Below are 19,207 nucleotides of genomic sequence, written 5' to 3' on the forward strand. Positions count from 1 at the left end.
CTGTTTCAGTCACTCAGAGTGAGCGAATGTCTATTTCGGTCACCCCTGGGGCGGGCACAAAACAAGGCCGGCACCCCCTCGGGGGCGCCGGCCTTGTGGAGTTCGAGCAGACTCAGCTCTCGTCGAGCTCGAGCAGGTTGCGCGTACGAGTCGGATCGACGGGGATTCCCGGTCCGGTGGTCGTCGAGACCACGATCTTCTTGACGTAGCGGCCCTTCGCGGAGGACGGCTTGACGCGGAGGATCTCGTCGAGTGCTGCGCCGTAGTTCTCCACCAGCTTGGTGTCGTCGAACGACGCCTTGCCGATGACGAAGTGCAGGTTAGCCTGCTTGTCGACGCGGAAGTTGATCTTTCCGCCCTTGATGTCGTTGACAGCCTTGGTCACGTCGTTGGTGACTGTGCCCGTCTTCGGGTTCGGCATCAGGCCACGCGGTCCGAGGACGCGGGCGATACGGCCGACCTTGGCCATCTGATCAGGGGTGGCGATCGCAGCGTCGAAGTCCAGGAATCCGCCCTGGATGCGCTCGATCAGATCCTCTGCGCCGACGACGTCGGCTCCTGCTGCCTCTGCTTCAGCAGCCTTCTCACCAGCGGCGAAAACAATAACCCGAGCGGTCTTGCCGGTGCCGTGGGGAAGGTTGACGGTGCCACGCACCATCTGGTCGGCCTTACGAGGGTCGACGCCGAGACGAACGGCGACCTCGACGGTTGCGTCGAACTTGCTCGACGCGGTTTCCCGGGCCAACTTTGCTGCCTGGAGCGGCGAGTACAGGTTGTCTGCATTCACCTTTGCGGCCTGCTCGAGGTAGGCCTTGCTGCGCTTTGCCATGTCTTACTGTCCTTTGTTTCGAGTTCAGTGTGGTTGACGGGCCTGGCCGGCCCTCCCACGTTCTGTGAAGGCTGAATCAGCCTTCGACGGTGATGCCCATCGACCGAGCAGTGCCGGCGATGATCTTCGCGGCCTGATCGATGTCGTTGGCGTTGAGGTCTTCGGCCTTGGTCTTGGCGATCTCGCGCACCTGTTCCATGGTCACCTTGGCGACCTTGGTCTTGTGCGGCTCGCCGGAGCCCTTGGCAACGCCAGCGGCCTTGAGCAGCAGCTTGGCGGCGGGAGGAGTCTTCAGCTTGAAGTCGAACGTGCGGTCTTCGTAGACCGAGATCTCGACCGGCACGACGTTTCCTCGCTGCGACTCGGTCGCTGCGTTGTACGCCTTGCAGAACTCCATGATGTTGACGCCGTGCTGGCCCAGCGCGGGGCCGACGGGAGGAGCGGGGTTTGCCGCTCCGGCCTGGATCTGAAGCTTGATGATCCCGGCTAGCTTCTTCTTCTTCGGGGGCATTTCTTTTTCCTTGTATTCGCTCGGGTTTCTTGCGGTTACTACTGCAAGTGTGTGCGGCTCTCGCTAGATCTTGGCGACCTGCGTGAAGCCGAGTTCGACCGGAGTCTCGCGGCCGAAGATCGAAACCAGCACCTTGAGCTTCTGCTGCTCGGCGTTGACCTCGCTGATGCTGGCTGGGAGGGTTGCGAAGGGGCCATCCATGACGGTGACCGACTCGCCGACCTCGAAATCGACCTCGATAGTCGGCTTCGACGTGCTTTCGGTCGCGCTGCCGTCCGCGGCGCCTCCGGCCTTCGCGTCCTTCTTCTGACCCTGCTGCGGCATCAGGAACTTGACGACCTCGTTGATCGTCAGTGGTGACGGACGCGACGTGGCACCGACGAAACCGGTGACGCCCGGAGTGTTGCGAACCGCGCCCCAGGACTCGTCGTTCAGTTCCATGCGGACCAGGATGTAGCCGGGAAGCACTTTGCGGTTGACCTGCTTGCGCTGGCCGTTCTTGATTTCGGTGACCTCTTCGGTCGGAACCTCGACCTGGAAGATGTAGTCGCCGACGTCGAGGTTCTGAACACGGGTCTCGAGGTTCGCCTTCACCTTGTTCTCGTATCCGGCGTACGAGTGGATGACGTACCAGTCACCGGGGGCGCGGCGAAGCGCGGCCTTCATCTCGGCGACGGGATCCTCGGGCTCGGCGGAGATGTCTGCGGTCTCGTCGACGGCGACATCGTCACCCTCGGCGGTGACAACGTCGCCATCAGCGGTGACATCCTCACCTGTGGCCGCAGCGACGTCGGCCTTGATGGCCTCGTCGGTCTCGCGGTCCTGGGCCGCCTGCTCCGCTTCGAGGCCCTGTTTGGTCGCCTCGACATCGGCGTCGAATGCGGCCACTTCGGTGGCGTCGTTGTGCGGCGTGCTCACAGCAGGCACCCTTTCTGTCGTTTCGTGCTTGTCGTAAAGATCATCGAACGTGTCCGAGCGCGCAGCGTCAGCCGAACACCCATTCGATCCCTTGGGTGAACGCCAGGTCCATACCGCTGATGTACGCGACCATGAACGTCACGAACACGAGCACGACGCTGGTATAGGTGACCATCTGCTTGCGGTTGGGCCAGATGACCTTGCGCAACTCGGCGATGACCTCGCGAAGGAACTGGATCAGCCGCTTGAACACATTCGGACGTTTGGGCTCGCGGGACTTCTCGGCACGCGTTGCGACCGACGTCCTCGCTGTTGCCGGCTTGGAGATCGACACCTTCTCGGTCGATGCACCTGCGGTGCGTGATCGACGGGCAGTCCGCTTTCCGGACGGCCTGACCGAAGCGGCAGACGACGCGCCGGCTGAGTCCGACTCGCCGGAAGAGCTCTCGGTCGACGACGCGTCAGGCGTCGACGAGTCGGGCGCCGACAAGTCCTCGGACTGGTCGTCGCGCTTACCGCGCTCCTCGGTCACCCGTCGTTCCTCTCAGTAGCTGACACCGTCGCTACCCTCACCGACTTCGCGATGAGGGAGCCACATGGGCAGGGGCGACAGGACTTGAACCTGCAACCTACGGTTTTGGAGACCGTTGCTCTACCAATTGAGCTACGCCCCTTCGGCAACGTCCGCCATCGGACGACGCCGTTCTGGAATTGCACCATGTTCGACCGACGCGAACGCCGTCTCACATGACGTACGCGCTACCTTTGGCCTTCGAACCAGCACCTCGGCAGCGCGCAGCGCTGAACAACCCCAGAAATCTCAGTGTACTGCACAGGATGTGGAACCCAGAAATCCGATCCCACTCGGTCGATCATGCAAGGCGGACCGTCGCGGTGGCTCTACCGAAGATCTTCTTGCCTTCGGACTTCGCGGTGATAGCGATGACCGCCGACTTCGAATCCGGATCGACCGACTTCACCTTGCCGGTGTATTCGACGGATGCCGCCGAATCGGCGGGTACGTAGACGGAGCTGGTGAATCGAACGTTGTACTCGGTGACCGCACCAGGATCGCCGAGCCACGATGTGACGAATCCGGCGCCGAGGCCCATCGTCAGCATGCCGTGGGCGATGACATTGTCGAGCCCGGCAAGCTTGACGACTTCATCGCTCCAGTGAATCGGATTGGGATCGCCCGACACGCCCGCGTAGTTGACCAGATCGCCGCGCGTCAGTTTGACGATGCGCTCAGGCAACTCGTCGCCGACCGCGACGTCCGCAAAGCTACGAAGCGCCATGCATGATCACGTCCTTGACTGCGTGGGCAATATTCTCGTCGACTTCGCCACCGGTCCGGGCAACGAGAGTGGTCCACGTCGTTTGAACCAATTCGTCGTTCTGATCGGTCACGATGTTCTTGGTAGTGATGATGTCACTACCGCTCATCTGACGGAACGACTCGAGGTAGACCTCGCACGACAGTTCGTCACCGACCGAAATGGCCTTGTGGAACTGAAGTCGCTGGTCGGTCTGCAAAATCTGGCTCGGATCGTAACCGGAGATGAACTCCTTGAACATCCGAGTCTGCGCGATGATGCCCACCAGCGAGATGAACGTGAGCGGCGCAAGAAGGCCGTCGTAACCGAGGCTCTTGGCGGCCGCCTCGTCGTGGTGAGCCGGATGCCAGTCCTGAACAGCCCGGGCGTACTCGCGAACCTTCTCGCGACCCACCTCGTACGGGTGCTCGACGCGATAGTGGTGCCCCACCATCGACGCCGCGTGCGCCGCTGGATCTTGAACCTCTGGATCCTGCACTGACTCAGTCACGCTGTTAAGTGAACCTTTTCTACCCAGGACGCAAGTGCGGTTAGGGCACGAAAAGTAAGCCTAACGCGTGGCGTCGACTCCGAACGAAAACCAGCAGCCGAGAAGGCTCGCGACTAGCGAGACTCGCGGTGCGAACGATGCGTGCCGCAGTTCGAGCAGAACTTCTTCAGCTCGAGGCGGTCGGGATCGTTCCGGCGGTTCTTCTTCGTGATGTAGTTACGGTGCTTACAAACCTCGCAGGCCAAGGTGATCTTGGGCCGCACATCGGTGGAGGAGGCCACTGGATGCCTACTTTCGGGTAAATCTGATCCGGTTAATCAGGACTGTGCAATCTTCTTGTGTAGCGGTGACCGGACTTGAACCGGCGACGCAACGATTATGAGTCGTTTGCTCTACCAACTGAGCTACACCGCCTCAGGTGCCCACCACTACATCATCTCACTGCCGCGGATTTCCCCGGCGATGAGGGTGTCTGGCGAACTATCCAATCCAGCGAGCCCCCTAACGGAATCGAACCGTTGACCTTTTCCTTACCATGGAAACGCTCTACCGACTGAGCTAAGGGGGCGTTGCTCCTGCGAATACGGTCGTTCCGCAGGCTGCACTCCTGACGCACGAACAAGCCGTGCGCCGAAGCCTTCAAGAGGTTACACAGTCCGAGCACCGAGTACCAAATTGCATGCTCAGCGACCTTCGTGTGATCCCTCTTCACAGTAGAAACCCCAGCGAGAACTATCTCGCTGGGGCTCTACGGGTGGCAGATGTAGGATTCGAACCTACGTAGGCATAAGCCGACGGATTTACAGTCCGCTCCCATTGGCCGCTCGGGCAATCTGCCTTGGATGCATCGAAAAGTTTCACTCTCCGACGCGGAGAGAAGAATACAACGAACGTGCCCCTCCAACGCAAACCGGGTGGATAGCCGGGGTGCGAACGGGCTAACGTCGGGGCCGACGACCGATACAAACGATTCGACTTCAGGAGTTGCACGTGGCTGATTCTTCCTTCGACGTAGTGAGCAAAGTTGACCGCCAGGAGGTGGACAACGCTCTCGGACAGGCTGCGAAGGAGCTGGCGACCCGGTTCGACTTCCGCGGCTCCGGCACCGTGATCGAGTGGTCCGGCAGCGGAGACGCCGAGGTGATCACGATCACGTCGGAAAGCGAAGAGAAGGTCAAGGCTGCACTCGACGTCTTCAAGGAAAAGCTGATCCGACGTGACGTGTCACTGAAGGCCTTCGAGACCAATGACCCCGCGGCGTCCGGCAAGGTCTACAAGGTCACTGGCAAGCTGGTTCAGGGCATCTCCACCGAGAACGCCAAGAAGCTCACAAAGAAGATCCGCGACGACGGCCCCAAGGGCGTCAAGGCCCAGATCCAGGGCGACGAGCTTCGAATCAGCAGCAAGAAGCGCGACGATCTCCAGGCCGTTCAGCAGCTTCTCAAATCCGAGGACTTCGGTCTCGCGCTGCAGTTCGTCAACTACCGGTAGGACGTAGGGGCTCCGCCACCAGTGGCACGGTTAAGTGTCCTGGCGTGCACTCAACCGTGCCACTGCGGCGGAGCCGCACCGGGGTGCGCGCCAGTTGAGCCGCACCGGGGTGCGCGCCAGCGGAGCCGCACCTACTCCCCGCGCGCCATCCGTTCGAGCCGGGCGATCCGTTCCGCCATCGGAGGGTGGGTGGAGAACAGCCTGCTGGCCTTCTCCCCCACTCGGAACGGGTTGGCGATCATCAGGTGCGACTCCGCGGCGATACGCGGCTCCGGAGGCAGTGGGGCCGCCTGCACGCCCCGCTCCAACTTGCGCAACGCCGACGCCAGGGCGAGCGGATCTCCGGTGAGCTCGGCACCCGATTGATCGGCCTGGAACTCACGCGAACGTGAGATCGCCAGCTTGACGACGGTGGCAGCGATGGGCCCTAGGAGCGCGACCAGCAGCAGCGCAATCGGATTTGCACCGTTGTTGCCTCGTCCGCCGAACATCGACGCGAACATGGCGAAGTTCGCGAGGCCCGAAATGACCGCTGCCATGGCGCCGGCCACCGACGAGATGAGGATGTCGCGGTTGTAGACGTGCGACAGTTCGTGGCCGAGCACCGCACGGAGTTCCCGCTCGTCGAGTATCTGCAGGATTCCGGTGGTGCAGCACACCGCGGCGTTGCGCGGATTCCGGCCGGTGGCGAACGCATTGGGATTGTTGGTCGGGCTGATGTACAGCGCCGGCATGGGTTGATGTGCCGTGGTCGCCAGCTCCCGCACGATCCTGTACATGACCGGCGCTTCGACCTCGGTGACCGGCTGAGCGTGCATCGACCGCAGCGCAAGCTTGGCGCTGTTGAAGTACACGTATCCGTTGACTCCGACCGCGAGCGCAACGGACAGCAGGAGAATCGCCGAGCTGTTGAACAGTGAGCCGATGAAGACGATGAGCGCCGACATTCCCACCAGTAGGCCGAATGTCTTTGCGCCGTTCGCGTAACTCATTGGTCGCCTCTTCCGAAGAAAACTCGTTCTCTCTCGAAAGATAGAACGACTGCGAGAGCCGACAAGGTTCCCGTACCCCGCCCGAGCTCAGCCGACGCGTTCGACCGTGTAGTTCACCAAGCGTCCGAGGGCGTCGTTCGCTTCACCCTGCGGAAGGGTAGCCAGCTCCGCATGTGCCTTCGCGGCGAACTCACCGAGCGTGGCCTTGGCCTTCGCCATTCCCGGCGAACGCCCGAGCAGTTCGAGGGCTTCGGCGACTGCGGCATCCTCGGTAACCGGGCCGTCGAGAAGAACGCGCAGGCGGTCCCCGTCCGGTCCGTCTTCGGTGAGTGCGTACAGAACAGGAAGCGTGTGGACCCCTTCGCGTAGATCGGTCCCTGGGGTCTTACCCGACTGCTCGGATGCCGACGAGATGTCGATGATGTCGTCGGAGATCTGGAAGGCCGTTCCGACTGCGTCGCCGAGACGCTCCAGAGAGGCGACGTGATCGATACTGCCGCCGGAGAATGTCCCGCCGAACCGGCCGCACGCCGCAATCAGTGAACCGGTCTTCTCCCACACGACCCGCAGGTAGTGCGCGATGGGGTCCTCGTCCTTCTTGACACCGATCGTCTCGCGCATCTGACCGGTGACCAATTCGGCGAAGGTCTCGGCGATGATGCGGACGGCTTCGGGACCGAGCGTCGACACCAGCCGCGACGCGTGCGCGAAGAGATAGTCGCCGGCGAGGATAGCGATGCTGTTCCCCCAACGCGAATTGGCTGACTCCGCACCTCGACGCATCGTCGCCTCGTCCATGACGTCGTCGTGGTACAGCGTCGCGAGGTGCACCAACTCGACGACGGTCGCCGCGGTGACGATGGACTCGTCGGTCGGATTGGGGCCGAGCTGTGCGGTCAGAACGGTGAACAGTGGGCGAAAGCGTTTGCCTCCCGCCTTCGCGAGGTGCAATGCGGCTTCGGTGAGGAAGTCTTCCCCGTCGGACAGCTCGGCGATCATGAGCTTCTCGACGCTCGAAAGCCCAGCGGCGACGGTTCGTGCAAGCTCCGGATCGACGAGATCCACCCCGGCAACGACCGTCGATCCGGCCGTGTCGTCTGTGCTCACGATTGTTCGTCCTGTCCTCTTCGATTTCAGCGGTTCGCTGTTTCTCTCGCGACGTACCCCGCCTATACCGTAGTGAACCTCGAGTACGGCAGCGCCGGAAGGTGCCGTAGACCACGCCCCTGGTGTGTGGGGTGCCCGTCGTTGCCACTGCGATACTGGAACGGTGACGTCCGCATCGCAGTTTCCCAACGAAGCCGACGTGCTGGTGGTCGGCGCAGGCCCCGCCGGGTCGGCGGCCGCTGCCTGGGCCGCACGTGCAGGCAGGGACGTCGTGCTCGCAGATTCGGCGACGTTCCCGCGCGACAAGACGTGCGGCGACGGGCTCACTCCCCGCGCGATTGCCGAACTCGACCGCCTCGGCATCGGCGAGTGGGTACGCGGGCGGGCAGAGAATCGCGGGCTGCGACTGTCGGGCTTCGGTCAGGAACTGCAACTCGAATGGCCGGGTGGGTCGCTGCCGTCGGTGGGTAGCGCCGTACCCCGAACCGAGTTGGACGACCGAATACGCGGCACCGCAATCGAATCCGGCGCGGCGATGCTCCAGGGCGCCAAAGCGGTCGACATTCGGCTCGACGATGGAGAGGTCACGTCGGTCATGTTCTCGAACGGCCACGAGATCAAATGCAACCGACTGATCGTCGCGGACGGTGTTCGCTCGACGCTCGGCAAGAAGCTCGGCAGGCAATGGCACCGCGACACCACATTCGGCGTCGCGGCGCGCGCGTACATCTCGTCGCAGCGTTCGGCGGATCCGTGGATCTCCTCGCACCTCGAGCTCCGTGACGCCGCTGGAACGGTACAACCCGGCTACGGCTGGATCTTCCCGCTCGGCACCGGGGAAGTGAACATCGGTGTGGGGACACTGGCCACGGCCAAGCGCCCCGGGCCCGGCGCGTTGCGTCCGCTGCTGGACCTGTACACCTCGCAGCGGCGTGAGGACTGGTCGTTGTCGGGCGATCTGCGCGCGGTGGCGTCGGCGCTCCTACCGATGGGCGGGGCGGTCTCGAACGTCGCCGGAGCGAACTGGGCCATCATCGGCGATGCCGCGGCGTGCGTGAACCCACTCAACGGCGAGGGCATCGACTACGGCCTCGAAGGGGGCCGGATGATCGCAGACATGCTCGACGTCAAGGACCTCACCGAGGCTTGGCCGTCACTATTGCGCGAGCACTATGGGCAAGCGTTTTCCATCGCCCGACGGCTTGCCGGCCTCCTGACGGTGCCGCGCTTCCTGCCTGCAACCGGACCGGTCGGGATGCGTTCACGCGCGCTGATGACGGTGGCCGTGCGGGTGATGGGCAATCTCGTCACCGAGGCGGATTCGGATCTGGTCGCGCGCGCATGGAGGGCGTCGGGAAGCGCGTCGCTCAGGATCGACACACGACCGCCGTTCAGCTAGCCCAACACTTGAATCAGCGGACCGCTCGATGTAGAGCGACGATCCCGCCGGAAAGGTTGCGCCACTGGACGTTCGACCAACCACTGTCGGCGATCATGGTGGCTAGCTGCTCCTGCGTCGGCCAGGCCCGAATCGACTCGGCGAGGTACACGTACGCGTCGGGATTGCTGGACACGGCGCGGGCGACGGCCGGCAGGGCCTTCATCAGGTATTCCATGTAGACCGTCCGGAACGGCGCGAACACCGGCGTCGAGAATTCGCATACGACGAGTCGGCCGCCCGGCTTGGTGACACGGGCTATCTCGCGGAGTCCGGCCTCGAAATCGGAGACGTTGCGTAGGCCGAAGGAAATGGTCGCTGCGTCGAAGCTCGCGTCTGCGTACGGCAGATGCATGGCGTCGCCGGCGACCATGGGCACGGGACGATCGGCGCCTGCCTTCAGCATTCCTTTCGAGAAGTCCGTTGCGACGCACCACGCTCCGCTTCGCGCGAGTTCGACGGTGGACACACCGGTGCCGGCCGCCAGGTCGAGAACCTTCTCCCCTGGCTTCAGATTCAGCGCGGCGCGAGTCAGTTTTCGCCAGCTTCGGTCCTGCCCGAAGGACAGAATCGTGTTGGTCAGGTCGTACCGACGAGCGACTCCGTCGAACATCGACGCGACCTCATGGGGTTCCTTCTCGAGCGTTGCACGCGAACTTGTAGCCACTGCTCGAGCTTAGCCCCAAGCAGGAGCGGAGCCTGCGGAGTGACCAGGCTAGGCCGTTCTGAGCGACCTTTGGCGTTCGTGGCCGAGCACGTCCCCGTAGTGCCCGAGCAGCTCATCGCAGATCGCGGGCCAAGTGCGGTGCAGGACCGATCGACGTGCTGCTTCACCGAACCGTGCGCGCATCGTCGGGGCTTCGAGAGCCGCCACAGCACTGGGGAGGAGTTCGGTGAAACGGTCGACGGGCAGCAGATACCCGTTGCGGCAGTGTGAGACGAGATCGCGCGGGCCACCCGCGTCGGGTCCGATGACGGGGACACCGCTTGCGAGCGCTTCTTGCACTGCCTGGCAGAAGGTTTCGTGCTCACCCGGGTGGACGAAGACGTCGAAGCTCGCGTATGCCTGCGCCAGTTCGTCACCGCCGAGCTGCCCGGTGAAGATCGCCGACGGCATCAGCTTCTCCAGTGACGCCCGGTCAGGTCCGTCTCCGACGATCACTAGCTGGATCGCCGGATCGTGGGCGATCGCCGCAAGTCTTTCGACGTGCTTCTCCGGTGCGAGCCTGCCGACGAATCCAACGATCAGAGAACCGTCAGGAGACCACTGCCGCCGCAGAATCTCACGTCGGGACGACGGCGCGAACCTGACGGCGTCGACGCCACGGGCCCACCGGTGGACTCGCGGCACCCCGTGCAGTTCGAGTGCTTCGACTGCGGAGGTCGACGGCGCAAGCGTCCGCGCAGCGCCGCGATGCACACGTCGGGTCCACCGCCATGCTGCTTTGGATGTCAGACCGAGCCCGTAGCTTTCGGCGAACCCGGCGACATCGGTCTGGTAGACGGCCACTGTGGGCACGTCGAGTCGGTTGGCCGCGGCGAGGCCACCGGCTCCGAGCAGGAAGGGCGACGCGAGATGTACGACGTCGGGGGCGAACTCACGTAGCGTGGCCGTCAGACCGGGTCCAGGTACTCCGACCGGGAGCGAACTGACTTTGGGCACCATGACGGCCGGCACGCGGTGCACCGGGATGCGACCGTGTTCGACGGCGGCGCGGGGTTTGCCCGACGGATTGTCCGGAGCGACGACCATGGCGTCATGGCCTGTTCTTTCGAGATGCTCGAGAACTCGGAGAACCGAGTTGGTGACGCCGTTCATGTTGGGTAGGAACGATTCCGCAACGATGGCTACTCGCACGGTCCTCAGTGTGGGCAGCGCTTCGGGCCGCCGGGAAGCGCGGACGTTACGGGCGAGCGAAGTTCACGCTAATGGTTCTGCCCGGCCGCACTGAAGAACAACCCTCTCAGCGCTTAGGTACGCACAAGATCTTGCCGATCCTGACGGCGGATGAGCACAAGGGCAGGCGCGGCGATCAACCACGTCACGACGATGACCGAGGCGGCAGGGATGATCGCGACACTCGCGTTGCGGCCGGACACCCGCACGAGGTCGGGATCGGACTTCGCGAATTCGACGTCGATACGCTGGCCCGCGATCAGATTCGTCGGGTACAGAACGCCGAGTTGTGGGTTGTGGGTCACGCCGTCCGGAGTCACGAAGCTTACTGCCGACCTCAACTTGCCCGCGGACAGCACCTCGGCGGTCGCCCTGCCCTCGTCGGAGGTGATCGCACGGTCGTTCTGCCATGCGGCGACCACCAACAGGAAGGCGAGAACGGAAATCCCGGTCGCGACGATCAGGATGGAGATTCTTGTTCGTCGCCGGGCTTTCGGGGTACTCACGCCGATAGACGTTACTGTGCGGACCACGAGGGCTTTACCGTAGTAGCGTCTGCTGGCATGTCTCGCGACTTCGAGTTCACGATCGCCTCCGTACACACCACTGCCGACGTGCACCAGGCACTGACCAGTGAGGATCAGTGGCTCGCCCGCTTCGCGACCGCCGAGAAGACCGACGGATACGAGCTGATCACGCACGCGGACGGCGCATTCACCGTCGACATCTCGGAGGAAGTCGGAACGTCGGAACTGCCGGGCTTCGTCAAGAAAGTCATCAAGGGCAAGCTTCTGATCACCCGTACCGACCATTGGGGACCCCTCGTCGGAGATATCGCCGACGGCACCCTGGCGGGCGGGACCTCGTCGATCCCGGCGAAGGTCGCAGGCACGATGGCGCTGCGTCCGGACGGGGAAGGTTCGATTCTTACTGTGCGAGGCACGTCGACCGTCAAGATCCCACTGATCGGCGGCAAGATCGAGTCGCTCATCGTCGACATGATCAAGGACATGGTCGATCGAGAAACCCGCGAGACGGTCGAGTGGGCGCAAAACCAGAACCAGGGCGAGGAAGAGAGCTAGAGGCGCGCGCGAATTCCGGCGTGAAGTTCGCGTAGACCCGAGCGTTCCGTCGTCACTTCGAGAACACGGATCCCGTCCGCGGCCCCCTCGAGCGCAACGGCCAACTCCGCGCCGTCCACACTGCGGTGCGTGATGCGGTATGCGGCACACAGTGCCGCCAGATCCATCCCGTGCGGTGTCCCGAAGACTCGCTCGAACGCGCCGGCGTACTGCGGATCTCCCTGTTCCAACAGCTCGAAGATGCCACCGCCGTCGTCGTTGGCAACCACGATCGTCAGATCGATCGGGCGTGGTTCACCGGTGCCAATGAGCAAGCCCGCCGCGTCATGGAGAAACGTCAGATCGCCCATCAGGGCGATCGTGCGCCCCTCTCTTGCGAGCGCGGCGCCGACGGCCGTCGACACCGTCCCGTCGATGCCCGCCACGCCGCGGTTGGACAGCACCCGAACACCCGGCGTCGGATAGCTGACGAGTGCAGCGTCGCGGACCGGGTTCGATGCGCCGAGCAACAGCTGGTCTCCGTCGCGAAGCGAGGACATGACGGTGGCAGCGACGTGCAACCCCGTCGGCTTGGGGTGCGCGGCCAACTGATCTCGTACGGCGAGGTCGGCTCGGGCCGACAGGTCGGTGCACCTGGACAGCCACTCGGGTCGAGGACTGCCCGAGACGACGGCACGGGTTCCGGTCGCCAGCACGTTGCCGGAGACATCGGGCCAGCGCGGACCCGTCGTCAGTGCGAAGACGTCGACCGCAGGATCGGCGAGCAGCGATGACACTGGCCGATGCAGCGTCGGACGGCCGGTGATGATCGCCTGGCGCGGCTTCAGCTGCGACAACGCGAGAGGATGCAACGGAAGGCCGTGCAGCGGCGCCGTGGGCTCCGCGACCGTCGGTAGGCCTGCCAACTCGGGGCGCAGGGCGGCGCCGTGACCGGAGACGACGATGGTGTCGACCGACAGATCGATGTCGACCGGCACGTCGAGCGTCGCCTGCTGCGTCGTCGTCCAGGCGGCGTTATCTGCCCGTCCGGCAGGGGCGGGAACGACGTCGGCGAGGTCGGGAACCAGCGGCTCACGGAGCGGAATGTCGAAGTGCACCGGACCGGCGTTCCCGGAGCGAGTTCCGCGGGCCGCAGCGAGCACCCGGCACACCGCGCTGCGCCACTGACTGTTCTGGCCTGCGCCGTCCTCGGCGAGACCGAGGCTGATCGTCGCCCGGACCTGGCTGCCGAACAACCCGAGCTGCTCGACGGTCTGGTTCGCACCTGTGCCGAGCATTTCGTACGGGCGATTCGCGCTGAGCACGACCAGCGGCATCCGTGCGTAGTTCGCTTCGAGAACCGCAGGTCCGAGATTCGCGACAGCGGTTCCCGACGTCATGACCACTGGCACCGGGCGCCCCCCGCCCAGAATCAAACCGATCGCCAAGAAGCCGGCGGTGCGCTCGTCGATGCGCATGTGCAGCCGCAGCCGACCAGCGCCGTCGGCCTCCTGCAATGCGAACGCAAGCGGTGCATTCCGCGACCCCGGACACAGAACCACATCTCGTACACCGCCGCGGACGAGTTCATCGACGACGGCTGCGGCCTGGGCGCTGGACGGGTTCACTCCTTCAGGTTGTCAGATTCCTGCCGAACGTCACTATTCGGCCCGGCCGCTCATCGTTTGACACCATGGTGATGTGCGAACTGTCTTCGATCCGTCCGAGATGCCGCCCGGCGGCTTCTATCCCCTGCTCACGTCATCTGTCGTGCCGCGGCCCATCGCCTGGGTATCGACCCTTTCCGCGGACGGCGTGGCCAATCTCGCGCCGTACAGCTTCTTTTCGGTGTCCTCGTCGAACCCACCTGTAGTGCAATTCACGTCCGTCGGCCGCAAGGACAGCCTGCGAAACATCGAGTCGACAGGCGAGTTCGTCATCAACCTGGCGACCGAACATCTCGCCGAACAGGTGAACGCTTCCTCTGCTGGGTACGAGCACGGCATCAGTGAATGGGCAGAACTCGGAATCGTCGGTGAACCGAGCGACAAGGTCGCCCCTCCCCGAGTCGCAGAATCCCCCATCGCCATCGAGGCGACGCTGCATCGCGTCGTCGAGGTCGGCAACTCGTTCGTCGTCATGGGACGCGTCGTCGCCCTTGCCGTGCGCGAGGAGTTCATCGCCGACGATGGGCTCCCGTCGTTCGAAAAGATCGCGCCCTTGAGCCGTCTCGGTCGCAACGAATGGGGTCTGCCACCGCAGGTGCGCTTGATCGACCGGCCCGGCACTCCTTCTTGACCCGCTGGCTCTCCCTGATCGTTGTCACCGTCGTTCTGACGCTCGGTGCGTCGCAGCTCGGGGTGCCCTCGGCCGGCCTCTTCGTCGCCCTGTTCGTCGCCGTCGTCTTCGCGCTGGCCGGCTGGGCGCCGTCCTCCGGCGTCCCCAGGAAAGTCGGCATCACCGCGCAGGCGATTCTCGGCGTCGAGATCGGCACCCTCGTGCAGCGCGACACTCTGTCCACCCTCGGTGACAACTGGGTCCCTGTCGTGCTCGCGTGCATCGGGACCTTGGTGTTGTCTCTCGCGGCGGGCGCTCTGCTCGGACTCCGGCGCGACGTCGACACGATCACCGGTGCCCTCGCCCTCGTCGCGGGCGGTGCGTCAGGTCTGGTTGCCATTGCCCAGGAACTCGGCGGCGACGAACGGGTCGTCGCAGTGGTGCAGTACCTACGGGTCGTTCTCGTGACGACCACGATGCCGATCGTCGCGACGGTGGCGTTCTCGGCGCGAGGAACCGATCGCATCGTCGTCGATGCCGTGGACGCACCCTGGCTCGTCGATCTGCTGTTCGTGGTCATCTGCGGCGCTCTCGGTTACGCGGGCGCGGTGCTCGCCAGGCTTCCCGCGCCGGGTCTGCTCGGTCCGCTGATCGCTACGACCGCGGCCGATCTGCTCGGATTCTCGTTCGGCGCGGGCGTTCCACCGCTGCTGTTGGTGGCGGCCTACATCGGTATCGGTTGGCAGGCCGGCTTGCGCTTCACGATGGACAGTCTGCGATCGATCTCCAGGGTGCTGCCGACCGCGCTGCTACTGATCATCGGCATCACCGTCGGGTGTGCACTTCTGGGTCTGTGGCTCACTGCGTCGACGTCCATCACCGCCTACGAGGGCTACCTCGCCACGACGCCAGGAGGGGTATACGCCGTCCTCGCCGTCGCGGCTTCCACGGGCGCCAACGTGACCTTCGTCGTCGCTGCCCAGGTGATCAGGGTGTTCATGATGCTCTTCGCCGTCCCCGTCGGCACGAAGATCGTCCGGCACTATCGGGAGAAGTGAGCCGGCTTCCTTCGGTTGCACCGAATGACTCATTCGGTCACCCCACTCCTACCCCGCACGGCGCACGAACAGCCCACACCCGTCCGACATACAGTTCTTCCATGCCCGATGCCCATACAGGCCATGCCGTAGTCCCCCAGGTCGGCAATATGGACAGCAAGTCCTACGCCACGCTGCGGGCGAGGACGACGCCTCGCGCCGAGCGGTACGAGATGGGCAAGAGCCTGCGTGAACACGTCTCGCGTGAGTCGATGGGCGACTGGTCTCCCCCAGCGGACCGTCACGACCCGATCAGGCAGATCGAACATTCCCACGAGGGTCGGATCGACTGGCTCATTCCGGTCCGGGTCGAGCGGATGACCGAGTCACCATACGGTTTCCTGCGGGGAACGGCGATCGTCATGGCCCGCGACGTCGCCCTGCTCCCGTCGACGGGCATCACCCCGGTCATCAGCGGTGATTCGCACCTCGGAAATTTCGGGTTCTACGCGTCGCCCGAGCGCGATCTCGTCATCGATCTCAACGACTTCGACGAGGCACATCCCGGCGCCTGGGAATGGGATCTACGACGCCTCGCCGCAAGCATCTGGGTGGCAGGCCGACAGAACGGGCGGACCGAGGACCAGTGTGAGGAAGCCGTCGCGGCGTGTGTTCGGGCATATCGGGTCGAGGTGTCGCGATTGGCCGACGAGCCGCTGATGTCGCGCTCGTTCCAGCGTCTCACTGCGGAGAAATTACAGTCCGACGCCACCGAGGGCTCGTTGCGCAAGGAGATCAAGAGGGCGACCAAGAAAGCTCGCAGGCGAACGAGCGATCGCGTGTTGCCGCGGTTCACCGAAGAGCACGAGGGCACCCGGCGGCTCGTGGAGGAACCACCCATCACGACACGCCTTCCGGCTCGTGACGAGGAACTGTTGGCGCAGGGACTGGACGACTATCTGCAGACGCTGTCGCCGCATTGGCGTCGAGTGCTCGGCGGGTACACGCTGATCGACGTGGCCCACCGAGTGGTGGGCGTCGGAAGTGTCGGTCTGCGCGCCTACGTGGCGCTGCTCGAGGGCAGTAGTCCGGACGATGTGGTGTTCCTTCAGCTCAAGCAGGCGCGACGCTCGGTGCTGGCGCCGTACGTGCACGGCGAGTCGGCGTGGCACGCGCACCAAGGACAACGCGTCGTCGAGTACCAGCAGGATCTGCAAACCGTCAGCGATCCACTGCTCGGGTGGACGACGATCGACGGTCGTCAGTATTACGTCCGGCAGTTCCGGAACATGAAGGGAACGATCGATCTCGGCTCGATCGACGCACCCGCGCTCGTGGACTACGCAGGCGTCGTCGGCCGGTTGCTTGCCAAGGGACACGCACGCACGAGTGGGGCGTCGATGATCGCGGGATACACAGGAGATTCCGACATCCTCGATATCGCGCTGTGCCGGTTCGCGCGGCTGTATGCAGATCAAACCGAATCCGACCACGCGCTGTTGGTGGAGGCAGTGAAGAAGGGCCGCTTCGCTCAACCGTGACCTGGCGCTCCACGGAAATTCTGATCGTGCGTTCCACGCCAGCGGCGCGGTTAAGTGTCACAGGGTGCACATAACCGCGCCACTGGGGACGGAGTCGCCCGAACTACGCGGCGTACTTGGTGACCAGATCACCCAGACGCGGCAGCGCCTCGGCGACGTTCTTCTGCGCCGACCCTCGCAGGCTGCCGTAGAACTTCTTCACGACGCTCTTGTCCGTGTCCTCGATACGCGAATCGGTGACCGACAGCAGCGCGTTCGACACCTGATCCGAGTTCGCGACGAGGTAGTCCGCGAACGAACCGGCCGGCGCCGCGTTGTACGACTGCCAGAACGGCTCGAGCTGGTCGACGAAGTCAGGCCACAGCGCCTCGACGGCCTTCTCGATGTACGACGGTCCGACCTTCTTGACCGCGCCGTACCCACCCTTGACCGCGAGGCCGCTGGCTCCCTTCTTGTCCGAGACCTCGGCGTCGATCAGCGCCAGAACGTCGGACAATAGAACATCGCGCTTCGACTCGTCGAGCAACGATTCCTTCAGTGCAGCAACCACTTCGAAAGTCCTCCCAGATTCTTCGGTTTCCGCGCACATCAACGTCGGCGTGCGGCCGTCGGAAGATTACCGCAGCTGGAGCGGGCAGGTCAGTTCAGGAACGCGTACGTCCGCCGAACTCGCTCGTGCCACCACCGGACACGTTCTTCCGACGCTGCCGATGCTGCCAACCTGGCCGGGTCCGGTTCGACCGAACTGGCAAGCAAGGTTCCATCGACGAGCTCCTGGCCCTGGCAGACGTCGTCGACGAACAAGCTGCCGGTTCCGAGTCCGCACGCGAACTCGAGCTTCGGGATCGCCGCGGCGGCAGCGATCCCGGCCGCCATTCCGACCGCAGAATCCAGCGCACTCGACACGACGACGGGTACGCCGTACTCACCGAGTTCACCCGCCAGCTCCAGCAGAGCACGCATCCCACCGAGCGGTGCGACCTTGACGACGGCGACGTCCGCGCCCCCTGCCCGCACGACGCGCAGCGGATCCTCGGCGCGCCGAATGCTCTCGTCGGCCGCCACCCGCAGCCCCGGTAGACGGCGACGCACCTCGACGAGCTCGGGAACCGTCGCACACGGTTGTTCGGCGTACTCGAGTTCGCCGTCCTCCAGAAGCAACGACAAAGCGTCGACGGCCTCGTCGACGGTCCAGCCACCGTTCGCATCGACCCGCACCCGCGGCACTACGGCGCGCACGGCCCGAACCCGCTCGACGTCGTCGGCGACCGTCTGTCCTTTCTCGGCCACCTTCACCTTCGCGGTGTCGACGCCCGGGTACCGCGCGAGGATGCCCGGAACTTCGGACGGTGGAACCGCAGGGACGGTCGCGTTGATACGGACTCGTTCGCGATACGGCTCGGGGGGCCCATCCCATGCCGCTTCTATCCCGGAACGCAACCACGCGGAGGCTTCCTGATCGTCGTACTCGGTGAACGGCGAGAATTCACCCCACCCTGCGGGACCACGAACGAGCATCACTTCGCGGGTGGTGATGCCGCGGAACTTGGTGCGCATCGGCAGCGAGAGGACGTGCGATCCGTCGAGAACTTCGTCGATCGACGGGATCACGGCTGACCTTTCAGCAGCTGGACCATCAGTGCGTCACAGTCCGCGAGGACGTTCCCTTCCGTGTCCTTCAGCACCGCGCTGATGAACGTCTTGCGTCCCTCGACGCGGTCGACGCTGCCCTCGATCACGAGCTCGGTGTCGAGCGGGGTGATCTTGCGGTAGTTGATGTGTAGATAGGCGGTCCGGCTGATCGGCCGACCGTAGGCGTGCTGGATCATCCCGAACATGTCGTCGAACAGCAGGGGCAACGTGCCTCCGTGTGCGGCCCCGTTGCCACCGAGGTGGAACCGGCGGAACACGCCCCGGCTTCGCACTCCCTCGGCGTCGAACTTCTCGACGGTCCAGGGCAGCATCAGCAGAGATCCGCGGCCGGGCAGGGTCATGACTCGTCCCGCGGGCGGCTGTCCCTCGGGTACCTGGAAGGTCTTCAGCACGTCGTTGATCGCTTCGACCCGTTCGGCGAGGTCGAGGGTGACTTCCGGTGACGGTGCGGTGCTGACCGCGAGATCCTGCAACGTGCGCAGTGCTTCCACCAAGCGACCGAATTCGGGCCCGACGTCGGCGGGGACGTACTTGGGAAACCCGCCATGGTGCTCGTACTCGTCCTGGCCTGCCTCTTCGCTCATCCCAGCACCGTAACCTGCGGCAGCATCTCGGGTATCCGCGACCG

At 64.3% G+C, this 19,207-nt stretch carries 22 protein-coding genes and 4 tRNA genes; 6 read left to right on the forward strand and 20 right to left on the reverse strand.

Translation table 11 applies throughout. The annotated features are described in order from the left end of the window. Positions 1-112 precede the first annotated feature (112 nt). The 11 genes from rplA to WDS16_RS16910 all read right to left on the reverse strand — a co-directional run bounded on the left by rplA (position 113) and on the right by WDS16_RS16910 (position 4,923). Positions 113-829: a 50S ribosomal protein L1 gene (gene rplA / locus WDS16_RS16860; RefSeq protein WP_068376657.1), complete on the reverse strand. Its 717-nt coding sequence runs from the start codon at positions 827-829 to the stop codon at positions 113-115. A gap of 76 nt (positions 830-905) precedes the next feature. Beyond that, entirely contained in the window at positions 906-1,340 is a 435-nt protein-coding gene (gene rplK, locus WDS16_RS16865) for a 50S ribosomal protein L11 (protein WP_338886368.1), read from the reverse strand. Between the two features lie 63 nt (positions 1,341-1,403). Next, a complete protein-coding gene (gene nusG / locus WDS16_RS16870) occupies positions 1,404-2,258 on the reverse strand; it encodes a transcription termination/antitermination protein NusG (protein WP_338886369.1) in 855 nt (284 codons plus the stop codon). A 67-nt stretch (positions 2,259-2,325) separates the two neighbouring features. Then, positions 2,326-2,790 carry a preprotein translocase subunit SecE gene (secE, locus tag WDS16_RS16875; RefSeq protein ID WP_338886370.1) on the reverse strand — a complete coding sequence of 155 codons (465 nt, stop codon included), beginning with the start codon at positions 2,788-2,790 and terminating at the stop codon, positions 2,326-2,328. 69 nt (positions 2,791-2,859) lie between these two features. Then, positions 2,860-2,932, reverse strand: a tRNA-Trp gene (locus WDS16_RS16880). A 198-nt stretch (positions 2,933-3,130) separates the two neighbouring features. Further along, positions 3,131-3,556 carry a (3R)-hydroxyacyl-ACP dehydratase subunit HadB gene (gene hadB / locus WDS16_RS16885; protein WP_068376649.1) on the reverse strand — a complete coding sequence of 142 codons (426 nt, stop codon included), beginning with the start codon at positions 3,554-3,556 and terminating at the stop codon, positions 3,131-3,133. Next, on the reverse strand, positions 3,543-4,028 hold the full coding sequence (gene hadA, locus WDS16_RS16890) for a (3R)-hydroxyacyl-ACP dehydratase subunit HadA (RefSeq protein WP_338893498.1): 486 nt from the start codon (positions 4,026-4,028) through the stop codon (positions 3,543-3,545). The genes hadB and hadA overlap by 14 nt, the downstream gene beginning before the upstream one ends. Before the next feature lie 170 nt (positions 4,029-4,198). Next, a complete protein-coding gene (rpmG, locus tag WDS16_RS16895) occupies positions 4,199-4,366 on the reverse strand; it encodes a 50S ribosomal protein L33 (protein ID WP_068376643.1) in 168 nt (55 codons plus the stop codon). Between the two features lie 60 nt (positions 4,367-4,426). Beyond that, positions 4,427-4,499: transfer RNA gene (locus WDS16_RS16900), tRNA-Met, on the reverse strand. An 81-nt stretch (positions 4,500-4,580) separates the two neighbouring features. After that, positions 4,581-4,653: transfer RNA gene (locus WDS16_RS16905), tRNA-Thr, on the reverse strand. A 187-nt stretch (positions 4,654-4,840) separates the two neighbouring features. Beyond that, positions 4,841-4,923, reverse strand: a tRNA-Tyr gene (locus tag WDS16_RS16910). 152 nt (positions 4,924-5,075) lie between these two features. Between WDS16_RS16910 and WDS16_RS16915 the strand changes: the two genes are divergently transcribed. Continuing rightward, positions 5,076-5,576 (forward strand): YajQ family cyclic di-GMP-binding protein, encoded by a 501-nt coding sequence (locus WDS16_RS16915; RefSeq protein WP_338886371.1) that lies wholly within the window; start codon positions 5,076-5,078, stop codon positions 5,574-5,576. 131 nt (positions 5,577-5,707) lie between these two features. Here WDS16_RS16915 and htpX read toward each other — a convergent pair whose 3' ends face one another. Together htpX and WDS16_RS16925 are read right to left on the reverse strand one after the other, a co-directional pair. Then, positions 5,708-6,568: a zinc metalloprotease HtpX gene (htpX, locus tag WDS16_RS16920; RefSeq protein WP_338886372.1), complete on the reverse strand. Its 861-nt coding sequence runs from the start codon at positions 6,566-6,568 to the stop codon at positions 5,708-5,710. An 87-nt stretch (positions 6,569-6,655) separates the two neighbouring features. Then, positions 6,656-7,675: a polyprenyl synthetase family protein gene (locus WDS16_RS16925; RefSeq protein WP_338886373.1), complete on the reverse strand. Its 1,020-nt coding sequence runs from the start codon at positions 7,673-7,675 to the stop codon at positions 6,656-6,658. Between the two features lie 163 nt (positions 7,676-7,838). On the opposite strand from WDS16_RS16925, the gene WDS16_RS16930 reads away from it, so the two are divergent. Continuing rightward, complete coding sequence (locus tag WDS16_RS16930) at positions 7,839-9,074, forward strand: geranylgeranyl reductase family protein (RefSeq protein ID WP_338886374.1); 1,236 nt, start codon at positions 7,839-7,841, stop codon at positions 9,072-9,074. Between the two features lie 13 nt (positions 9,075-9,087). Here WDS16_RS16930 and WDS16_RS16935 read toward each other — a convergent pair whose 3' ends face one another. From WDS16_RS16935 to WDS16_RS16945, 3 genes are all read right to left on the reverse strand, one after another. Then, positions 9,088-9,780 (reverse strand): demethylmenaquinone methyltransferase, encoded by a 693-nt coding sequence (locus WDS16_RS16935; protein ID WP_338886376.1) that lies wholly within the window; start codon positions 9,778-9,780, stop codon positions 9,088-9,090. A 48-nt stretch (positions 9,781-9,828) separates the two neighbouring features. After that, a complete protein-coding gene (locus WDS16_RS16940) occupies positions 9,829-10,971 on the reverse strand; it encodes a glycosyltransferase family 1 protein (protein WP_338886377.1) in 1,143 nt (380 codons plus the stop codon). 113 nt (positions 10,972-11,084) lie between these two features. Next, on the reverse strand, positions 11,085-11,516 hold the full coding sequence (locus WDS16_RS16945) for a DUF3592 domain-containing protein (RefSeq protein WP_338886378.1): 432 nt from the start codon (positions 11,514-11,516) through the stop codon (positions 11,085-11,087). A gap of 57 nt (positions 11,517-11,573) precedes the next feature. Between WDS16_RS16945 and WDS16_RS16950 the strand changes: the two genes are divergently transcribed. Then, positions 11,574-12,092 carry a DUF2505 domain-containing protein gene (locus WDS16_RS16950; RefSeq protein WP_338886379.1) on the forward strand — a complete coding sequence of 173 codons (519 nt, stop codon included), beginning with the start codon at positions 11,574-11,576 and terminating at the stop codon, positions 12,090-12,092. Here WDS16_RS16950 and menD read toward each other — a convergent pair. Then, complete coding sequence (menD, locus tag WDS16_RS16955; RefSeq protein WP_338886380.1) at positions 12,089-13,699, reverse strand: 2-succinyl-5-enolpyruvyl-6-hydroxy-3-cyclohexene-1-carboxylic-acid synthase; 1,611 nt, start codon at positions 13,697-13,699, stop codon at positions 12,089-12,091. The two genes, WDS16_RS16950 and menD, sit on opposite strands and share 4 nt — an antisense overlap. Positions 13,700-13,772: 73 nt before the next feature. On the opposite strand from menD, the gene WDS16_RS16960 reads away from it, so the two are divergent. The 3 genes from WDS16_RS16960 (at position 13,773) to WDS16_RS16970 (ending at position 16,926) form a co-directional block, all read left to right on the forward strand. Then, positions 13,773-14,369, forward strand: coding sequence for a flavin reductase family protein (locus WDS16_RS16960; RefSeq protein WP_338886381.1), 597 nt, complete (start codon positions 13,773-13,775; stop codon positions 14,367-14,369). After that, on the forward strand, positions 14,366-15,406 hold the full coding sequence (locus WDS16_RS16965) for an AbrB family transcriptional regulator (protein WP_338886382.1): 1,041 nt from the start codon (positions 14,366-14,368) through the stop codon (positions 15,404-15,406). Before WDS16_RS16960 ends, WDS16_RS16965 begins: the two co-directional genes overlap by 4 nt. A 149-nt stretch (positions 15,407-15,555) precedes the next feature. Further along, entirely contained in the window at positions 15,556-16,926 is a 1,371-nt protein-coding gene (locus WDS16_RS16970; RefSeq protein WP_422395838.1) for a DUF2252 domain-containing protein, read from the forward strand. Between the two features lie 103 nt (positions 16,927-17,029). Here the strand turns inward: WDS16_RS16970 and WDS16_RS16975 are convergent, their stop codons facing one another. The 3 genes from WDS16_RS16975 to WDS16_RS16985 all read right to left on the reverse strand — a co-directional run bounded on the left by WDS16_RS16975 (position 17,030) and on the right by WDS16_RS16985 (position 19,163). Continuing rightward, positions 17,030-17,476: a DUF6918 family protein gene (locus tag WDS16_RS16975; RefSeq protein ID WP_068376609.1), complete on the reverse strand. Its 447-nt coding sequence runs from the start codon at positions 17,474-17,476 to the stop codon at positions 17,030-17,032. An 89-nt stretch (positions 17,477-17,565) separates the two neighbouring features. After that, a complete protein-coding gene (locus tag WDS16_RS16980) occupies positions 17,566-18,537 on the reverse strand; it encodes an o-succinylbenzoate synthase (RefSeq protein ID WP_338886384.1) in 972 nt (323 codons plus the stop codon). Beyond that, the gene (locus WDS16_RS16985; protein WP_338886385.1) at positions 18,534-19,163 is read right to left on the reverse strand and encodes a PaaI family thioesterase; all 630 of its coding nucleotides are present in this window, start codon (positions 19,161-19,163) and stop codon (positions 18,534-18,536) included. Before WDS16_RS16985 ends, WDS16_RS16980 begins: the two co-directional genes overlap by 4 nt. Positions 19,164-19,207 lie beyond the last annotated feature (44 nt).

Source organism: Rhodococcus sovatensis (assembly GCF_037327425.1).
GTDB lineage: Bacteria > Actinomycetota > Actinomycetes > Mycobacteriales > Mycobacteriaceae > Rhodococcoides > Rhodococcoides sovatense.